The following is a 16,342-nucleotide window of genomic DNA, read 5'->3' as shown; positions in this document are numbered from 1 at the left end:
TAATTATTGAGTATCTGGTTCCCTGCGATTTTCGCTAAAAACCGGGCGCGTCGTTTAGGCGATTTTTCGACGATTTGGGGGATAGTGATCCGCATGTGCGGGATTGTCGGCATTCTCGGGCGCGAGCCGGTTGCAGAGCAATTGGTGGATTCGCTCAAACGTCTCGAATATCGCGGCTACGATTCCGCGGGCGTGGCCACGCTCGAAGGCAAGCACCTGGAGCGCCGCCGCGCCGAGGGCAAGCTGAAGAATCTGGAGAAGCGGCTGGAGGCCGAGCCGCTCAAGGGTACCACCGGCATCGGTCACACGCGCTGGGCCACCCACGGCAAGCCGACCGTCAACAACGCCCATCCCCACGCGACCGAACGCGTCGCCGTGGTCCACAACGGCATCATCGAGAATTTCCGCGAACTGCGCGAGGAGCTCGAGGCGAAGGGCACGGTGTTCCACACCGAGACCGACACCGAGATCGTGCTGCATCTCGTCGACGATCTGCTCGTGCGCGGCAAAAAGCCCATCGAGGCCGTCAAGCTGACGCTGGCGCGCCTGCGCGGCGCCTTCGCGCTCGGCTTCATCTTCGCCGGCGACAACGACCTCTTGATCGGCGCCCGCAACGGCCCACCGCTGGCGATCGGCTACGGCGACGGCGAGATGTATCTCGGCTCGGACGCTATCGCGCTCGGCCCGTTCACCGACACGATCAGCTATCTCGAGGACGGCGACTGGGTGGTGCTGACCCGCAAGAGCGTCGCGATCTTCGACAAGGACGGCCATGCCGTCCAGCGCGACAAGATCAGACACGCCGCCTCGACCTCGCTGGTCGACAAGGCCAACTACCGCCACTTCATGGCCAAGGAGATCCACGAGCAGCCGGAGGTGGTCGGCCACACGCTGGCGCGCTACGTCGACATGGCGACCGAGCGCGTCGCGCTGCCGGTCGAGCTGCCGTTCGATTTCAACGATATCCGCCGCATCAACATCACTGCTTGCGGCACCGCCAGCTACGCCGGGTACGTCGCCAAATACTGGTTCGAGCGCTTTGCGCGCCTGCCGGTCGAGGTCGACGTCGCTTCCGAATTTCGCTACCGCGAGGTCCCCTTGCGCAAGGGCGATCTCGCCATCTTCATCTCGCAGTCCGGCGAGACCGCCGATACGCTGGCGGCCTTGCGCTATGCCAAGGCCGAGGGCGTGCACACGATCGCGGTCGTCAATGTGCCGACCTCGACGATCGCGCGCGAGAGCGAGACCGTGCTGCAGACGCTCGCGGGACCCGAGATCGGCGTCGCCTCGACCAAGGCCTTCACCTGTCAGCTCATGGTGCTGGCAAACCTTGCGATCGCGGCCGGCAAGGCGCGCGGCGAACTGTCGGATGAGGACGAGACCAAGCTCGTCCATGGGCTCGTCGAGGTCCCGCGCCTGATGGCCGATGCGCTCACGAGCGAGCTCCAGATCGAGAAGCTCGCGCACCGGATCGCCAAGTCGCGCGACGTGCTCTATCTCGGTCGCGGCACCAGCTTCCCGCTGGCGCTCGAAGGTGCGTTGAAGCTGAAGGAGATCTCCTACATCCATGCCGAGGGCTATGCCGCCGGCGAGCTCAAGCACGGGCCGATCGCGCTGATCGACGAGACCATGCCGGTCGTCGTCATCGCGCCCTACGACCGCGTGTTCGAGAAAACCGTCTCCAACATGCAGGAGGTCGCCGCGCGCGGCGGCAATATCATCCTGATGACCGACGCCAAGGGCGCGGCGGAGGCGACGGTCGAGTCCCTCGTCACCATCGTCATGCCCGACATGGCGGCAGCCTTCACGCCGATGGTCTATGCCGTCCCGGTGCAGCTGCTCGCCTATCACACGGCTGTCGTGATGGGGACCGACGTCGACCAGCCACGCAATCTCGCGAAATCGGTGACCGTGGAATAGGCAATCGGATATCGGTCGGCCGCAGTCTTCCAAAACCTGCTAGAAGACCCTAGCTTGTTTGCAGCGACCGACCTGGAACCCGAATGACCCCCCGCGACGACGCGCCTGCGCCTCTGCCTCTTGATCCCGTTCCGGAACCGCATACCGGCCTGATGGGCCGTTTCCGCAATTATTTCCTGACCGGCCTCGTGGTGACGGGGCCGATCGCGATCACCCTCTATCTGGTCTGGTGGTTCGTCACCTGGGTCGACGGCGTGGTACGGCCGTTCGTGCCGCTGGCCTATCGGCCGGAAACCTATCTGCCTTATGGCGTTCCAGGCTGGGGACTGATTGTCGCATTCTTCACCCTGACGCTGGTCGGCTTCCTCGCGGCCAACCTGATCGGCCGCACGCTGGTCGATGTCGGCGAGACCTTTCTCGGCCGGATCCCGGCGGTGCGCGCGATCTATCGCGGTCTGAAGCAGGTGTTCGAGACGCTGTTCTCGGGCAAGGGCTCGAGCTTCCGGAAAGTCGGCCTGGTCGAATTTCCCTCGCCAGGCATGTGGTCGATCGTGCTGATCTCGCAATCGCCGAATGAGGACATCTCGCGCAGCCTGCCGGGCCAGGAGGAGCATGTGTCGGTGTTCCTGCCGTGCTCGCCGAACCCGACCACCGGCTTCTTCTTCTATGTCCCCAAGAGCAAGATCATCGAGGTCGATCTCACCGCCGAGGACGCCGCGACGCTGATCATGTCGGCGGGCGTCGTGCAGCCGGGCTCGACGCCCGATCCGAAGAAAGCGGCCGCGCTTGCGGGCATGGCGAATGCTGCGCGCATTGCCAATGCGTCGGCGATTCAGCCCGAGCCTGCGAAGGTGGAGTAGGGCCATTCCCGCGCGGGATGGCCCGCGTTCACGCGGGCGCATTCGTCCTCTGCTAGTCTCACGTCGAACCGAGCGCCTCGCTCGGGTTCGAGCTGGAGTGCACGATGTCCAAAACCATTGCGATTCTCGCCCCTGGCGCGATGGGCAGCGCCGTCGCCCGCCGTCTCAACGAACATGGTGCGCGCGTGCTGACGTCCTTGAAGGGGCGCAGCGAGGCGACGCTGAAACGCGCGGCAGACGCCGGCATGGTCGGCGCCGAGGACGAGGCGATCGCGGACGCCGACATCATCCTCTCGATCGTGCCGCCGGGCGAAGCCGTCGCGCTGGCCGAACGGATGGCCGCGCTGATCGTCAGAAGCGAGAAGAAGCCGATCGTGATCGATTGCAACGCCGTCAATGTCGATACCGTGCGCAGGATCGAGGAGATCATCGGCTCGGCGCAGGCGCCGTTCGTCGATGCCGGCATCATCGGCTTTCCGCCGCAGCGAGGGGGCAAGAGCCCGGCCTTCTACATGTCGGGCGAGCGCGCCAAGGACGTCGCCGTTCTGAAGGATCTCGGCCTCGACGTGCGGATCGTCGAAGGCCCGGTCGGCGCGGCGTCGGCGTTGAAAATGTCCTATGCCGGCATCGTCAAGGGTCTCGCCGGAATCGGCTCGGCCATGGTAATCGCGGCCACGAAAGCGGGCGCCGCCGATGCGCTGCGCGACGAACTCGCGCTCAGCCAGCCCGCGATCTTGGCGCGGCTCGAAGTCGCGCTGCCCGACATGATCCCGAAGGCCTATCGCTGGGTCGCCGAGATGCGGGAGATCTCCGGCTTCCTCGGACCCGCGCATCCGGCCAGCCAGATCTACGAGGGCTTTGCGAGGTGGTTCGAGCACCTGGCGGAGGATGCGAAGGGGGAGGCCGTGGATGCCGCATTGATGAGGGCTTTCGCGGCGAGCATCGCGCGCAAGAAGACCTAGGCCGCGTTCTGATACTGCCGTGTCTTGGCGGCATGACGTAGTATGCCTCGCCCGAGGCCTGCCCATGTCCCGCTCGCAACGACTGCTCGAACTGATTCAGGTGCTGCGCCGTCATCGACGTCCGGTCGCGGGCGCCGCGCTCGCCGACTCGGTCGGCGTGTCGCTCCGCACGCTCTACCGCGACATCGAGACCTTGAAGGCACAAGGCGCGCACATCGAGGGCGAGGCCGGCGTCGGCTACGTGCTGCGGCCCGGCTTCATGCTGCCGCCGCTGATGTTCAGCGAGGAGGAGATCGAGGCGCTGGTGCTTGGCTCACGATGGGTGGCGGAACGCGCCGATCAGCCACTCGGCGATGCCGCGCGCAACGCACTCGCCAAGATCGGAGCGGTGCTTCCGGACGACTTGCGCACGAGCCTTGATGCGTCGAGCCTGCTGATCGGCCCGGGCGAAGCGCTCGCGGCCGGTGATACCGAGCTCGCATCGATCCGCGACGCGATCCGTGCCGAGCGCAAGATGCAGATTGCTTATGCCGACGGCAAGGGAAGTCCATCGCGGCGCACGATCTGGCCGTTCGCTCTCGCCTTTTTCGATCGCGTGCGCGTCGTCGTCGCCTGGTGCGAGCTTCGTGACGGCTTCCGGCACTTCCGGACGGACCGCATCACGGCGCTGAAATCGACGGCCAAACGCTATCCACGACGGCGCGCGGCGTTGTTGAAGGAATGGCGCGCTTTGGAGGGCGTGCCGGAGCAGTGATCGGCACCGAGACTGCTGACACAAACTGACAGCATGCCGAGCTATAGGTTTCTGCGTCGCGGTCACGTTATCGAGCGCCGAACGAGGAGACCTCACATGCCAGACTTCAGCTTCCTGTTGCTCCATGTCGAAAGCCCGGCGGCAAGCGCCAAATTCTACAACGAGTTGCTGGGTATCCCGATCATCGAGCAGTCGCCGACATTCGCCATGCTGCCGTTGCGGGACGGCGTGATGCTCGGCTTGTGGTCGCGCGCCACCGTCGAACCGAAGACCGCGGGACAGCCGGGCAGCAGCGAAGTGGCGTTTACGGTCAACGACGCGACCGCCGTGCATGAGACACACACGGCCTGGAAAATGCGCGGCCTTGCCATCGCCCAGGCGCCGACCCGGATGGACTTCGGCACGACCTTCGTCGCGCTCGATCCTGATGGTCATCGCTTGCGCGTGTTCGCGCCGGAGGCCGCATGAGCCCGCGGAGCTGGCATGCTTGGTCTATCCCGCCCCAATCAGCGGAATGGCCTCATCCCGCTCGTAGAGATACAGCAGGCAGCGCAGCGCCTCGCCGCGCTCGCCCTTCAGCTTGGGATCCTCCTTGAGGATCCGCAGCGCTTCGTCTCTCGCCTGGGCGATCAGCTGGCCGTGCACCTCCGGGCGCGCGATGCGGTAGCCGGGCAGGCCGCTCTGGCGCACGCCCAGCACGTCGCCTTCGCCGCGCAGCTTCAAGTCCTCCTCGGCAATGCGGAAGCCGTCGGTGGTCTCGCGGATCACTTTCAGCCTGGCCTTCGACATCTCGCCGAGCGGCTCGCCATAGAGCAGGATGCAGGTTGACGCCTCCGAGCCGCGCCCGATGCGGCCGCGGAGCTGGTGCAGCTGGGCAAGGCCGAAGCGCTCGGCGTTCTCAATCACCATGATGGTCGCGGCGGGCACGTCGACGCCGACCTCGACCACGGTGGTGGCGACCAGCAGGCCGATCTCGTGCGCGGCGAACTGGCCCATGACGCGGTCCTTGTCGGTGCCCTTCATCTGGCCGTGGACGAGGCCGACGCGGTCGCCGAAGCGCTTTTGCAGGGTCTCGAACCGCTTGGTCGCGTTGGTGAGATGCTCGGTGCCTTCCGCCTCGGATTCCTCGACCAGCGGGCAGATCCAGTAGACCAGCTTGCCGGCTTCGAGCGCGCGGCCGACGCCTTCCATGACCTCGCCGATGCGGCTCATCGGCACGGCGCGGGTATCGATCGGCTGGCGGCCGGCGGGCTTTTCGCGCAGCTCGCTGATATCCATGTCGCCGAAATAGGTCAGCACCAGCGTGCGCGGGATCGGGGTTGCGCTCAGCACCAGCACGTCGACGGCCTCCCCCTTGGACGTCAGCGCGAGGCGTTCGCGCACGCCGAAACGGTGCTGCTCGTCGACGATGGCGAGCGCGAGATCTTTGAAGACGACATCGTCCTGGATCAGCGCATGGGTGCCGACGAGCAGGTCGATCTCGCCATCGGCGAGCTGAGCGATGATCTCATTCCGCTCCTTGCCCTTCTCGCGGCCTGTGAGGATGGCGACCCGCATCCCCGCGCGCTCGGCGAGCGGGGCGATGGTCTTGATGTGCTGGCGTGCCAGGATTTCGGTCGGGGCCATGAGCGCGGCCTGCTTGCCGACCTCGGCCACTGCGGCTGCCGCGAGCAGCGCCACCACCGTCTTGCCGGAGCCGACGTCACCCTGCAGCAGGCGCAGCATGCGCACCGGCTGTTTGAGGTCTTCGGCGATCGCGGCCGCAGCGTTGCGCTGGGACGGTGTGAGCGCGTAAGGCAAGGCATCGATGATCTTGTTGCGCAGATGCCCGTCGCCGGCATTGCGCACGCCGGCGGGGCGGCGCAGCTGCGCGCGGATCAGGGCAAGCGCGAGCTGGCCGGCCAAGAGCTCGTCGAAGGCGAGGCGCGACCAGAACGGCCGGTCGGGCAGGATGTCGGTCAGCTCGACCGGCTGGTGCACGCGGTTGAGCGCTTCCGCGATCGACGGGAAGTCGCAGCGGCGCAGCACCTCCGGACTGATCCATTCCGGCAGCGCGGGAAGCTTTTGCAGCGCCTGCGCGATCGCGCGGCGGAGCGAGCCGAGCGCGAGCCCTTCCGTCAGCGGATAGACCGGGTCGATCCCCGACAGCTTCGAGATCGCCTCCTCGTCGAGCACCCGATCGGGATGGACGATCTGCGGGATGCCGTCGTACATCTGCAGCGTGCCGGAGACGTAGCGTTTCGCACCGACCGGCAGCAGCTTCTCGACATAGCCCGGCTTTGCGCGAAAGAAGGTCAGCACCACGTCGCCGGTATCGTCGCTCGCATAGACCAGATACGGCGCGCGTGCGTTGCGCGGCGGCGGCGGGCGGTGGCGATCGACGGTGACCTCCAGCGTCACCATGGTTCCAACCGCCGCGTCGCGGATCTTCGGTCGCGCCCGGCGGTCGATCACCTGGCTCGGCAGATGCAAGAGCAGATCGACCAGCCGCGGCGTCTCGCTCCGGCTGAGCAGGTACTGCAACAGCTTGTCCTGCTTCGGACCGACGCCGGGCAGGCTGGTCACGGGAGCAAACAGCGGATTGAGCAGGCTGGGGCGCATTCTCGCAACATTCGTCATGCGCGGGGTTGCCGTCTTCGCAAGGCTTCGCCGGCCCGAAATCGGAAGCCCCGCGAAGCCTTTGGCGGAGCAGGGACCCGCGCATCCATCTTTTCAAGGACGATGGATTGCCGGGTCAAGCCCGGCAATGACGGTCCCCAAACAAATGCAATAACAAAGGGCTGACACCGGGGGTCCGAGTGGCTATATCACCCCCGCCCGGCACGTCCGGGCTTTCTGCGTTTGACTGGATTCGAGACATGACGGGAACGACACGATCGAGCAGCGGGCTGGATGAGCGCCGCAAGCGCCTTCTGTTCCGCTGCTGGCACCGCGGCACGCGCGAGATGGACCTGATTCTCGGCCGCTTCGCGGATGCCGAGATCGGCAATTTGTCCGACGCCGAGCTCGGCGAGCTCGAGCGCCTACTCGAGGTCAACGATCCCGATCTCTATGCCGCCATTACCGGCGACAAGGTGCTGCCGGCCGACGTCACCGGTGGGCTGTTTGCCCGCATCAAGGCGTTTCCGATCGCGGACGGCAACGCATGAAGCAGGGGATGAAATCTCCGGCCGAGCTGCTCGCGCCCGGCCGCGCGCTGACGCTTGCTAATGTTGCGGAAGGTGCCGAAGGCCTCGTCGTCTCCGATCTCGCCCGTGCCATCGCGGCGCGGCCGACGAAGCCGGCCGTCAGCCTTGCGGTCGTCTGCCGCGACGGTGCGCGCATGCAGTCGCTCGAACGCGGCTTGCGGTTCTTCGCACCCGATCTGCCGGTGCTGACCTTTCCGGCCTGGGATTGCCAGCCCTATGACCGCGTCTCGCCACATGGCGGCATTCTCGCGCAGCGCCTGACCACGCTGGCGCGGCTGGCCCCGCTCACCGGCAGCGACAAGCCGCTGATCGTGCTGACCACGGTGAACGCGGTGGTGCAGCGCGTGCCTGCGCGCGAGCTCGTCGCGGCGCAGGCGTTGTCGGTCGCGCCGGGCAATGTCGTGCCGATGGACACCGTCGTGGCCTGGCTCGAGCACAATGGCTACAACCGCTCCTCGACCGTGCGCGAGCCCGGCGAATACGCCGTGCGCGGCGGCATTCTGGATCTGTTTCCGGCGGGCCTCGAGCAGCCGGTGCGGTTCGACTTCTTCGGCGACAGCCTGGAATCGATCCGCTCCTTCGACGCTGAAACCCAGCGCACGCTGCTCGACATGCGTTCGCTCGACCTCGTGCCGGTCTCCGAATTCCAGCTCGTCACCGACACCATCCGCAGATTCCGCATGGGCTATGTCGCCGAGTTCGGCGCGCCCGAGCGCGACGATGCGCTGTATGAAGCGGTCAGCGAAGGCCGGCGCCATCCCGGCATGGAGCACTGGCTGCCGCTGTTCCAGGACCGGATGGACACGCTGTTCGATTACCTGCAAGGCGCTGCGATCGCGATCGAGCCGCAGGCCGAGGACGCCGTGCGCGAGCGCTTCAAGCAGATCCTCGACTATTACGAGGCCAGGCGCGAGGCGATGGAGCATCCCGGCGGCGGCGCGATCTACAAGCCGCTGCCGCCTGACCGGCTGTATCTGACCGAGGAGGAATGGACCGAGCGCCTCGGCGCGATCCCGCTGGCGCGGCTGACGCCGTTCTCGGTGCCGATCGACGGCGCCGGCGTGGTCGATGCCGGCGCACGCAAAGGCCGCGATTTCGCGCCGGAGCGCAACGACAGCAATGTCAACGTGTTCGAGTCCGTGGTCAGCCACGTCATGGCGCTGCAGGCGCAGCGCAAGAAGGTCGTGATCGCGCTGTGGACGGAGGGCTCGCGCGACCGCATGAATTCGATGCTGCGCGACCACAAGCTCGCCCACACCACAAGCGTCAATTCCTGGCGCACGGTGCAGGCGACGCCGCGCAACGAGACCATGCTCGCGGTGCTCGGTCTCGAAAGCGGCTTCGAGACCGACGAGATTGCCGTCATAAGCGAGCAGGACATCCTCGGCGATCGCCTGGTGCGGTCGCGCAAGGCCAGTCGCAAGCTCGACAATTTCATCTCGGAGGTGACGAGCCTCACTGCCGGCGACATCGTCGTTCACGTCGATCACGGCATCGGTCGCTTCATCGGCCTGCAGACGCTGGACGTCGCCGGCGCGCCGCATGACTGCCTCGAGCTGCATTATGCCGCCGAGACGAAACTGTTCCTCCCGGTCGAGAACATCGAGCTGCTGTCGCGCTACGGCTCGGACCAGACCAGTGTCGAGCTGGATCGCCTGGGAGGAAGCGGCTGGCAGACCCGAAAAGCAAAACTGAAGAACCGCATCCGCGAGATCGCGGGCGAGCTGATCAAGATCGCGGCCGAGCGCATGCTGCACGAGGCGCCGAAACTGCCGGTGCAGCAGGGCCTCTACGACGAGTTCTGCGCGCGCTTCCCCTATGACGAGACCGAGGACCAGCTGGGCGCGATCGAGTCCACGCTGAAGGATCTCGAAAAGGGCCGCCCAATGGATCGCCTGATCTGCGGCGATGTCGGCTTCGGCAAGACCGAGGTGGCGCTGCGTGCCGCTTTCGCGGTTGCGCTCGACGGCAAGCAGGTCGCGGTCGTGGTGCCGACCACGCTGCTGGCGCGCCAGCACTACCGGACCTTCAGCGAGCGGTTCAAAGGCTTCCCTGTCAACGTCGCGCAGGCCTCGCGCCTGATCCCGACCAAGCAGCTCAACGAGGTCAAGAAGGGCCTCACCGACGGCTCGGTCGACATCGTCGTCGGCACCCACGCGCTGCTCGGCAAGACCATCAAGTTTCGCGACCTAGGCCTGCTCATCGTCGACGAGGAGCAGCATTTCGGCGTCAGCCACAAGGAGCGGCTGAAGGCCCTGCGCGCCGAGGTGCACGTGCTGACGCTGTCGGCGACGCCGATTCCGCGCACGCTGCAGCTGGCGCTGACCGGCGTCCGCGAGCTCTCCATCATCGCCTCGCCCCCGGTGGATCGCCTGGCGGTGCGCACCTTCGTCGCCCCGCACGATCCCCTGATGATCCGCGAGGCGCTCTTGCGCGAGCGTTATCGCGGCGGCCAGGCGTTCTACGTCGTGCCGCGCATCGACGACCTCGCCGAGGTCAAGGACTTCCTCGACAAGAACGTGCCCGAGATGAAGGTCGCGGTCGCGCACGGGCAGATGCCGCCCGCGGTGATCGAGGACATCATGACCGCGTTCTACGACGGCAAGTTCGACATTCTGTTGTCGACCACGATCGTCGAGTCCGGCCTCGATATTCCCAACGCCAACACGCTGATCGTGCATCGCGCCGACATGTTCGGCCTTGCCCAGCTCTACCAGCTGCGCGGTCGCGTCGGCCGCTCAAAACTGCGGGCCTATGCGCTGTTCACGCTGCCGGCGCAGCAGAAGATCACCGCGCAGGCCGAGCGCCGGCTCACCGTGCTGCAATCGCTGGAGACGCTGGGCGCCGGCTTCCAGCTCGCCTCCCACGACCTCGACATTCGCGGCGCCGGCAATTTGCTCGGCGAGGAACAGTCCGGCCACATCAAGGAGGTGGGCTTCGAACTCTATCAATCGATGCTGGAGGAGGCGATCGTCAACCTTAAGGCCGGCGTCTCCGAGCCCGCCGCCGACCGCTGGTCGCCGCAGATCACGATCGGCATGCCCGTGCTCATTCCGGAGGACTATGTCAGCGACCTCTCGGTGCGGCTGTCGCTGTACCGGCGCCTCGCCGATCTCGACACCGAGGAGGAGATCGAGAACTTTGGCGCCGAGATGCGCGACCGCTTCGGCGTGCTGCCGGACGAGGTGCGCTATCTGTTCAAGGTCGCCGCGATCAAGGCGTTCTGCCGCAGGGCCAATGTCGAGAAGATCGACGCCGGCCCGAAGGGCGCCGTCATCGTCTTCCGCGACAATTCCTTCGCCTATCCCGATCGCCTCGTGAGCTTCATCCGCAGCTACGGCCAGGCCGCCAAGGTGCGGCCCGACATGAAGGTGGTGTTCCTGCAGGACTGGGAAACGCCGGAAGAGCGGCTCGCGGGCACGACCGAGATCATGCGGCAGCTGGCGCAGCTCGCCGAGAGCAAGAAGGCGGCGTAGAGGCACCAGACTCACCGCGTCATTGCGAGTGCCGTAGGGTGGGCAAAGGCGCTCTTGCGCCGTGCCCACCATTTTTCCGAGACGCGAGATGTGGTGGGCACGCTTCGCTTTGCCCACCCTACAGCAGAGAGATCGTGACTACGACGCCGCTCGTGACGCGTCCGCCGACAGTCGCGCCAGCAAGGACCTTGCCGTATCCGACGGCGACAGCGAGTCCACGCTGACGACGGGATCGCTGCGCATCTCGTGCTTGCCGTTCGAAGTGTGACGCATCACCGCCGACAGGCGGCGCGCGATCATGTGCGCGGTGCGGAAGTCGGTCTCCGCGAACACCACGATGACCGAGCCGTCCTTCTGCGCGGCGCCGAAATCCATCTGCCGCATCAGGCGGCTGAGGATGCGGGCGCCGTCGAGCTGGGCGCGGGGATTGTTGGGATCGAAGGCGAAGCGCGCGACCGAGAGGTCGCCGCCGCGCGCCAGCGTCTGCTCGACCGCCTTGGCGAAATCGCGGGCGAAGGCTTCCACCGTGAGCAGGCCGCTGCGCGGATCGAGCCAGCCGCCAGCATCGATCGAGCGCAGCGTGCGGCTCAGCTGCGCTTCCATGGCATGCTGGCGGATCAAGGGCAGCGCGTTGGCCGCGATCCTCGCCGGCTCGCCCGCGATCAGCTCGAGATTGGGCAGGTCGTAGCTCTGGGTGAGCTGATGGGCGGTGACGACCACGGGCAGGCTGCGGAAGCGGGTGTCTTCGGCGAGCACGGTCAGAAACGCATCGGTCACGCGCGCGGTAAAACCTTCGGCCAGCACGACGCCGTCGAGATCGCGGGTGTTGAGATGTTTTGCGGCCGCCTCGATCGAGAGCGCACCGACCACGCCGACGCGTTCGCCGAGCGCGACCGAGAGCGCTGGATAGGCCGCGCCGCGGCCGATCAGGAGCACGGTGGCATCGCGTGCGGGATCGCCTTGCGGCAGCGCGACCTTCACTTCGGGCAGCCGGCGCAGAACCGTCGTATGCAATGTCCGCACGCGCAGCGCAGCGCGGAGCCGCGCGATCACCCGGTCGGGATTGCCGCCGCGCGAGGAGAAGGGCAGGGCGTTGTGCGGCAGCGTGCCCGCCGCGTCCAGAGCCACGAAGGGCAGGTAAGGCGATTGAGCGGCGATCTTCTGAGCAAGCCGCGTCACATGCGCCTCGTGTCCGGCATGCACCGCAGCGAGAACCGCGGCCGGCTGCACCTCCTCGACCGCGCACGTCGCGCTAGCCCAGTCGGTGTCGACAACGGGAAAGAGCCGGGCCTCGTCCAGCGCCGCCACGAAGGCGGGGCGTTCGGCATCGGACACAAATAGGATCGGGCCCGCCTGGGACATTCGGAGACTCTGATCACGCAACAGATGTCGCGCAATCTAGGTTGGCCGCCTTAATGCGGCGTCAACGGGCGTGGCAAAACTGTGCCTAGACCGGCCCGGAGCGGTCGCGAAAAGCTTCGACCATCAGGGGGTTAAGCCCGAGCTGGCTGAGCGCCTCGCGGGCACGGGCATTGTCCTGGGCGCGCCCGGCGAGCCGGTGGCCGGAGAGGCGATCGGGCAGCGCCGTGAGCAGCGCGCCCTGGCCGAGCCGGCGCGCCCATTCCTGCAGGTCGTTGGAGAGGAAGCGATAGCCGCCGACGGCCATGATGCCGGAGGGCGGCGCGGTGATGCAGATCGCGCCGCTTGGGCGGTCGAGCCGCGCGGCATAGCCGGTGTCGACATAGTCGCGCGGCGGCTGTGCCGTCAGCGTCTCGCCGACCGGCTGCGGCGGGGCGTAGGCCGCGATCGGCACCATCGCACCGCGCAGGCCGAGCGTGCCCTTCGGCGTCAGCAGGATCTCGCCGGCGATGGAAGAGCCGGACTGCTCGCGCGGAGCGCCGTGCGGCCCCGGCATCACCGGCACCGGCATGCCGTCCTCGCCGCGGCGGGCGCCGAACAATCCGGCCTCGCCGAACAGATAGACGTCGGTCAGCGGCGCGTGCGGCGCGATCCAGGCATCGCTCGCGGCGACCTGCTCGGGCGCGCGCCACAGGCCGATGACATTGCGCAAAGTGGGCATCCGCGCCGCGAGGTCGGCATCGCCAAGCCGCAGCGCAAGCTGCGCCGGCGCGATCAGCACCTCGCATTCGTGCTCGTTGATCTGCTGCTCCAGCACATCGTTTTCGAACGGATGATGCAGCGCCATCGTGCCGCCCGAGAGCAGCCACACCGCGAGCGAGGAGGCGAGCCCTGCGAACGACATCGGCGTGAACGCCGCCATCAAGGTCGCGCCCTGCTTGATGTCGGCTTCGAGCGACATCGCAAGGCCGCCCGCGATCAGGCTGAAATGCGGCCGCGGCACCGGCCTGAAGCCCTCCGCCGTGACGTCGAAAGAGATCATGGCCGCCTTGCGGCCGTCCTGGATCACGGCGCGCGTGGTGCCGGGCGGGCGTGCCAGGACGTCGTCGAGTGAAGCCATGCCTTCGGGCAGGTCGCTTCCGAAGCCGTAGACGTGCCGGATAGAGAACGCCTCGGCCGCGGCGTGCATGGCGAGATCGGCAAAGCTGACGCCGTCGACCGTGCTCATGGTGACGATGGCGCGCGCGGCGGTGCGGTTGAGCGCGGCGGTCAGTTCCGCATGGCGCCAGAGCAGCGGCAGCACGGCGACGACGAGGCCGGCGCGATGCGCGGCGAGCACGGTCAGCACGTACTCAACCGTGTTGGGCAACTGGATTGCGATCACGGAATTGGCCGGCAGGCCCGATTCGACGAAATGCGCCGACAGCGCCTCGATGGCGGTATCGGCCTCGGTATAGGTCATCCGCCGCGGCTGGTGCCCGGTGATGCGCGCCTTGTTGAGCGGATCGAGCAGGGCGGTCGCGTGCGGCTGCCGCGTCAGCGTGCGCTGAAACAATGTGTCGAGCGTCGGCGATATGGCTGGCTGGTTCACGGCGTCACTTCGCTTGATCAGCTTGCGGCTGCCCCTTCGACCACCAGGTCTCCGGCAAATAGCCCGAGAGCGAGGTGGCCTTGGGCCGTTCTATCCGATTCCAGCGCGCGATCCATTGCTCCGATACGTTAAACAGCGGGATTGTGTAGAAACCCGCGATCAGGACGCGGTCAAGCGCGCGCACCGCCGAAACGAAATCCGTATGTTCACGGGCCTCGAGCAGGGCGGCGATCATGGCATCGACGGCGGCATCCCTGGCGCCCATGTAGTTGCGGGTGCCCGGATTGTCGGCGGCCGCGCTGCCCCAATAGAAATACTGCTCGTTCCCGGGCGACAGCGACTGGTCCCAGCGGTTCTGGATCATGTCGAACTCGTAGCCGAGCCGGCGCTGGTCGAATTGCACGGGATCGACCGAGCGCACGCTGGCCTCGATGCCGGCGCGCCTGAGGTCGCGCTGGAACGCGAGCGCGATGCGCTCCTGGTCGCGTGTCGTCACCATGATCTCGAAGGTGAACGGCGCCTTGGTCGCGCGGTTGCGCAGCACGGTGCCGTCGAGATCGTAGCCGGCCTCCGACAGCAGATTCAGCGCGGCGCGCAGCGTGGTCCGGTCGCGACCGGATCCGTCGGTGACCGGCAGGCGGTAGCTGCCGTCCATGATGCCGGGCGGGATCTGTGCGGCGAAAGGTTTGAGCAGCTCGCGCTCGCGCGGATCCGCAGGCCTGCCATAGGCCGACAGTTCCGAGCCGGCGAAGTAGCCGGCCGCACGCGAATAGAGCCCGAAGAAATAGCTGCGGTTGACCAGCTCGAAATCGAACAGCAGCGTCAGGGCCTGACGCACGCGGATGTCGGCGAAGACAGGACGGCGGGTGTTGAACACCAGGAATTCGGAGGGCTGCGGCAGGCCGGGTTTGACGGTGTCGCGGATCACCTCGCCGCTTTTGGCGGCCGGAAAGTTGTAGCCGTCGTGCCAGCGCAGCGGCTCGTGCTCGACGCGGAAATCGTACAAGCCGCGCTTGAACGCCTCGAACTGGCCGTTGGCCTCGCGAAAATAGTCGAGCCTGATCTCGTCGAAATTGTAGAGCCCGCGATTGATGGCGAGGTCGCGGCCCCAATAGTCGAAATTGCGCGTGAGTGTCACGCTGGCGCCAGGCTTCACCGCCGTGATGCGATAGGGGCCTGAGCCGAGCGGCGCCGTCAGCGTCGTTTCCTCGAAGGTCGCGACGTCGATCGCGTGCTTCGGCAGGATCGGCATCAGGCCGAGAATCAGCGGCAGCTCGCGGTCGTTGGCGCCGGTTAGGTCGAATCGGATGGTGAGGGGATCGGGCGTTTCGGCCTTGGCGACCTTGGCATAGTACTGCCGGTGATTGGGGCGGCCGTGGTCGCGCAGCAGCTGCCAGGAGAACAGCACATCCTCGGCCGCGACCTGCTTGCCGTCGGAGAAGCGGGCGCGGGGATCGAGACGGAAAGTGACGAAGCTTCGCTCGTCATTGGTTTCGACGGTCCTGGCGAGCAGGCCGTACAGCGTGAACGGCTCGTCCTGTCCGCGCGCCAGCAGGCTCTCGACCACGTAGTTGCGGACCGGCTGCACCGCCAATCCCCTCACGATGAACGGATTGAGGCTGTCGAAGGTACCGAGAATGCCCCAGGTCAGGCGGCCCCCCTTGGGGGCATCGGGGTTGGCGTAGGGCATGTGGCTGAAGTCGGCGGGCATCGCCGGCTTGCCGTGCATGGCGATCGCGTGGGCCTCCTCGGCCGCGGCAGCGCCGGCCGACAGCACCCCGGTAAGCGCAAGGGCAACCGCACAGAGGCGGAGGCCGGGGCCCTCGAAGACGCGCTGGAACATGAACATCGGCACAGGGTGATTCGAGGACCGTCGGGCGAATCTTATCACAGGGAATTTGATCGGGCTTTCGCAGCAAACCGGCCAAAGACGCTTGTCGGCATTGATCTTTTCGTCGGCCACGTTAAGAAGGCACCCAATCGCGCAAGAGCGTCGAGCCCGTCACTTATCCGCCTCAATTGACGGGGAGAGAGCCGCGCCCAAGGCGGCCAGGTTCGGCGCTTCGGAGCGGTTCGGGCACTTCCCGTTCAGAAAGGGTTTTCCGCAATGAATTTCCGTTACTTGGCCGCGTCCGTCCGGCCGCGCGGGCGACTTCTCGCCCTGTTGACGGCGACGGCGTTGGCCGTTCCGTTTGCCGCCGAGGCCCAGACCCCTGCGCCGGCCCCCGGCGC

At 66.7% G+C, this 16,342-nt stretch carries 11 protein-coding genes and 1 pseudogene; 8 read left to right on the top strand and 4 right to left on the bottom strand.

Features of this window, described 5'->3' with window-relative positions; genetic code table 11:
- Positions 1–93 precede the first annotated feature (93 nt).
- The 5 genes from glmS to HZZ16_RS24395 all read left to right on the top strand — a co-directional run bounded on the left by glmS (position 94) and on the right by HZZ16_RS24395 (position 4,964).
- Positions 94–1,920: a glutamine--fructose-6-phosphate transaminase (isomerizing) gene (gene glmS, locus HZZ16_RS24415; RefSeq protein ID WP_197952423.1), complete on the top strand. Its 1,827-nt coding sequence runs from the start codon at positions 94–96 to the stop codon at positions 1,918–1,920.
- 83 nt (positions 1,921–2,003) lie between these two features.
- On the top strand, positions 2,004–2,780 hold the full coding sequence (locus HZZ16_RS24410) for a DUF502 domain-containing protein (protein ID WP_197952422.1): 777 nt from the start codon (positions 2,004–2,006) through the stop codon (positions 2,778–2,780).
- A gap of 104 nt (positions 2,781–2,884) precedes the next feature.
- Entirely contained in the window at positions 2,885–3,742 is an 858-nt protein-coding gene (locus HZZ16_RS24405; protein WP_197952421.1) for an NAD(P)-dependent oxidoreductase, read from the top strand.
- 64 nt (positions 3,743–3,806) lie between these two features.
- Positions 3,807–4,496, top strand: coding sequence for a helix-turn-helix transcriptional regulator (locus tag HZZ16_RS24400; protein ID WP_197952420.1), 690 nt, complete (start codon positions 3,807–3,809; stop codon positions 4,494–4,496).
- A gap of 96 nt (positions 4,497–4,592) precedes the next feature.
- A complete protein-coding gene (locus HZZ16_RS24395) occupies positions 4,593–4,964 on the top strand; it encodes a VOC family protein (RefSeq protein WP_197952419.1) in 372 nt (123 codons plus the stop codon).
- 24 nt (positions 4,965–4,988) lie between these two features.
- Here HZZ16_RS24395 and recG read toward each other — a convergent pair whose 3' ends face one another.
- On the bottom strand, positions 4,989–7,097 hold the full coding sequence (recG, locus tag HZZ16_RS24390; protein WP_197952418.1) for an ATP-dependent DNA helicase RecG: 2,109 nt from the start codon (positions 7,095–7,097) through the stop codon (positions 4,989–4,991).
- A 257-nt stretch (positions 7,098–7,354) separates the two neighbouring features.
- On the opposite strand from recG, the gene HZZ16_RS24385 reads away from it, so the two are divergent.
- Together HZZ16_RS24385 and mfd are read left to right on the top strand one after the other, a co-directional pair.
- Complete coding sequence (locus tag HZZ16_RS24385) at positions 7,355–7,645, top strand: FAD assembly factor SdhE (protein ID WP_197952417.1); 291 nt, start codon at positions 7,355–7,357, stop codon at positions 7,643–7,645.
- Positions 7,642–11,160: a transcription-repair coupling factor gene (mfd, locus tag HZZ16_RS24380; protein ID WP_197952416.1), complete on the top strand. Its 3,519-nt coding sequence runs from the start codon at positions 7,642–7,644 to the stop codon at positions 11,158–11,160. The genes HZZ16_RS24385 and mfd overlap by 4 nt, the downstream gene beginning before the upstream one ends.
- A 138-nt stretch (positions 11,161–11,298) precedes the next feature.
- On the opposite strand, the gene HZZ16_RS24375 is transcribed toward mfd, so the two are convergent.
- The 3 genes from HZZ16_RS24375 to HZZ16_RS24365 all read right to left on the bottom strand — a co-directional run bounded on the left by HZZ16_RS24375 (position 11,299) and on the right by HZZ16_RS24365 (position 15,959).
- Entirely contained in the window at positions 11,299–12,522 is a 1,224-nt protein-coding gene (locus HZZ16_RS24375) for a GGDEF domain-containing protein (RefSeq protein WP_197952415.1), read from the bottom strand.
- 85 nt (positions 12,523–12,607) lie between these two features.
- A complete protein-coding gene (locus tag HZZ16_RS24370) occupies positions 12,608–14,110 on the bottom strand; it encodes a class I adenylate-forming enzyme family protein (protein WP_197952414.1) in 1,503 nt (500 codons plus the stop codon).
- 4 nt (positions 14,111–14,114) lie between these two features.
- Positions 14,115–15,959 (bottom strand): extracellular solute-binding protein, encoded by a 1,845-nt coding sequence (locus HZZ16_RS24365; RefSeq protein ID WP_197952551.1) that lies wholly within the window; start codon positions 15,957–15,959, stop codon positions 14,115–14,117.
- 258 nt (positions 15,960–16,217) lie between these two features.
- Here HZZ16_RS24365 and HZZ16_RS37455 point away from each other — a divergent pair.
- Positions 16,218–16,342 (top strand): annotated as a pseudogene (locus tag HZZ16_RS37455) (invasion associated locus B family protein); the annotation flags it as partial.

Origin of the sequence: Bradyrhizobium glycinis, from assembly GCF_016031655.1 — a bacterium.
Taxonomy (GTDB): Bacteria; Pseudomonadota; Alphaproteobacteria; order Rhizobiales; family Xanthobacteraceae; genus Bradyrhizobium; species Bradyrhizobium glycinis.
Note: the sequence above shows the minus strand (reverse complement) of the source record. Positions and strands in the feature narration are given on the sequence as shown.

What these genes read in the sequence shown, in the direction of transcription:
- glmS (WP_197952423.1), top strand. Translation starts at nt 94, where the DNA reads ATGTGCGGGATTGTCGGCATTCTCGGGCGCGAGCCGGTTGCAGAGCAA.
- HZZ16_RS24410 (WP_197952422.1), top strand. Translation starts at nt 2,004, where the DNA reads ATGACCCCCCGCGACGACGCGCCTGCGCCTCTGCCTCTTGATCCCGTT.
- HZZ16_RS24405 (WP_197952421.1), top strand. Translation starts at nt 2,885, where the DNA reads ATGTCCAAAACCATTGCGATTCTCGCCCCTGGCGCGATGGGCAGCGCC.
- HZZ16_RS24400 (WP_197952420.1), top strand. Translation starts at nt 3,807, where the DNA reads ATGTCCCGCTCGCAACGACTGCTCGAACTGATTCAGGTGCTGCGCCGT.
- HZZ16_RS24395 (WP_197952419.1), top strand. Translation starts at nt 4,593, where the DNA reads ATGCCAGACTTCAGCTTCCTGTTGCTCCATGTCGAAAGCCCGGCGGCA.
- recG (WP_197952418.1), bottom strand. Translation starts at nt 7,097, where the DNA reads ATGCGCCCCAGCCTGCTCAATCCGCTGTTTGCTCCCGTGACCAGCCTG.
- HZZ16_RS24385 (WP_197952417.1), top strand. Translation starts at nt 7,355, where the DNA reads ATGACGGGAACGACACGATCGAGCAGCGGGCTGGATGAGCGCCGCAAG.
- mfd (WP_197952416.1), top strand. Translation starts at nt 7,642, where the DNA reads ATGAAGCAGGGGATGAAATCTCCGGCCGAGCTGCTCGCGCCCGGCCGC.
- HZZ16_RS24375 (WP_197952415.1), bottom strand. Translation starts at nt 12,522, where the DNA reads ATGTCCCAGGCGGGCCCGATCCTATTTGTGTCCGATGCCGAACGCCCC.
- HZZ16_RS24365 (WP_197952551.1), bottom strand. Translation starts at nt 15,959, where the DNA reads ATGTTCATGTTCCAGCGCGTCTTCGAGGGCCCCGGCCTCCGCCTCTGT.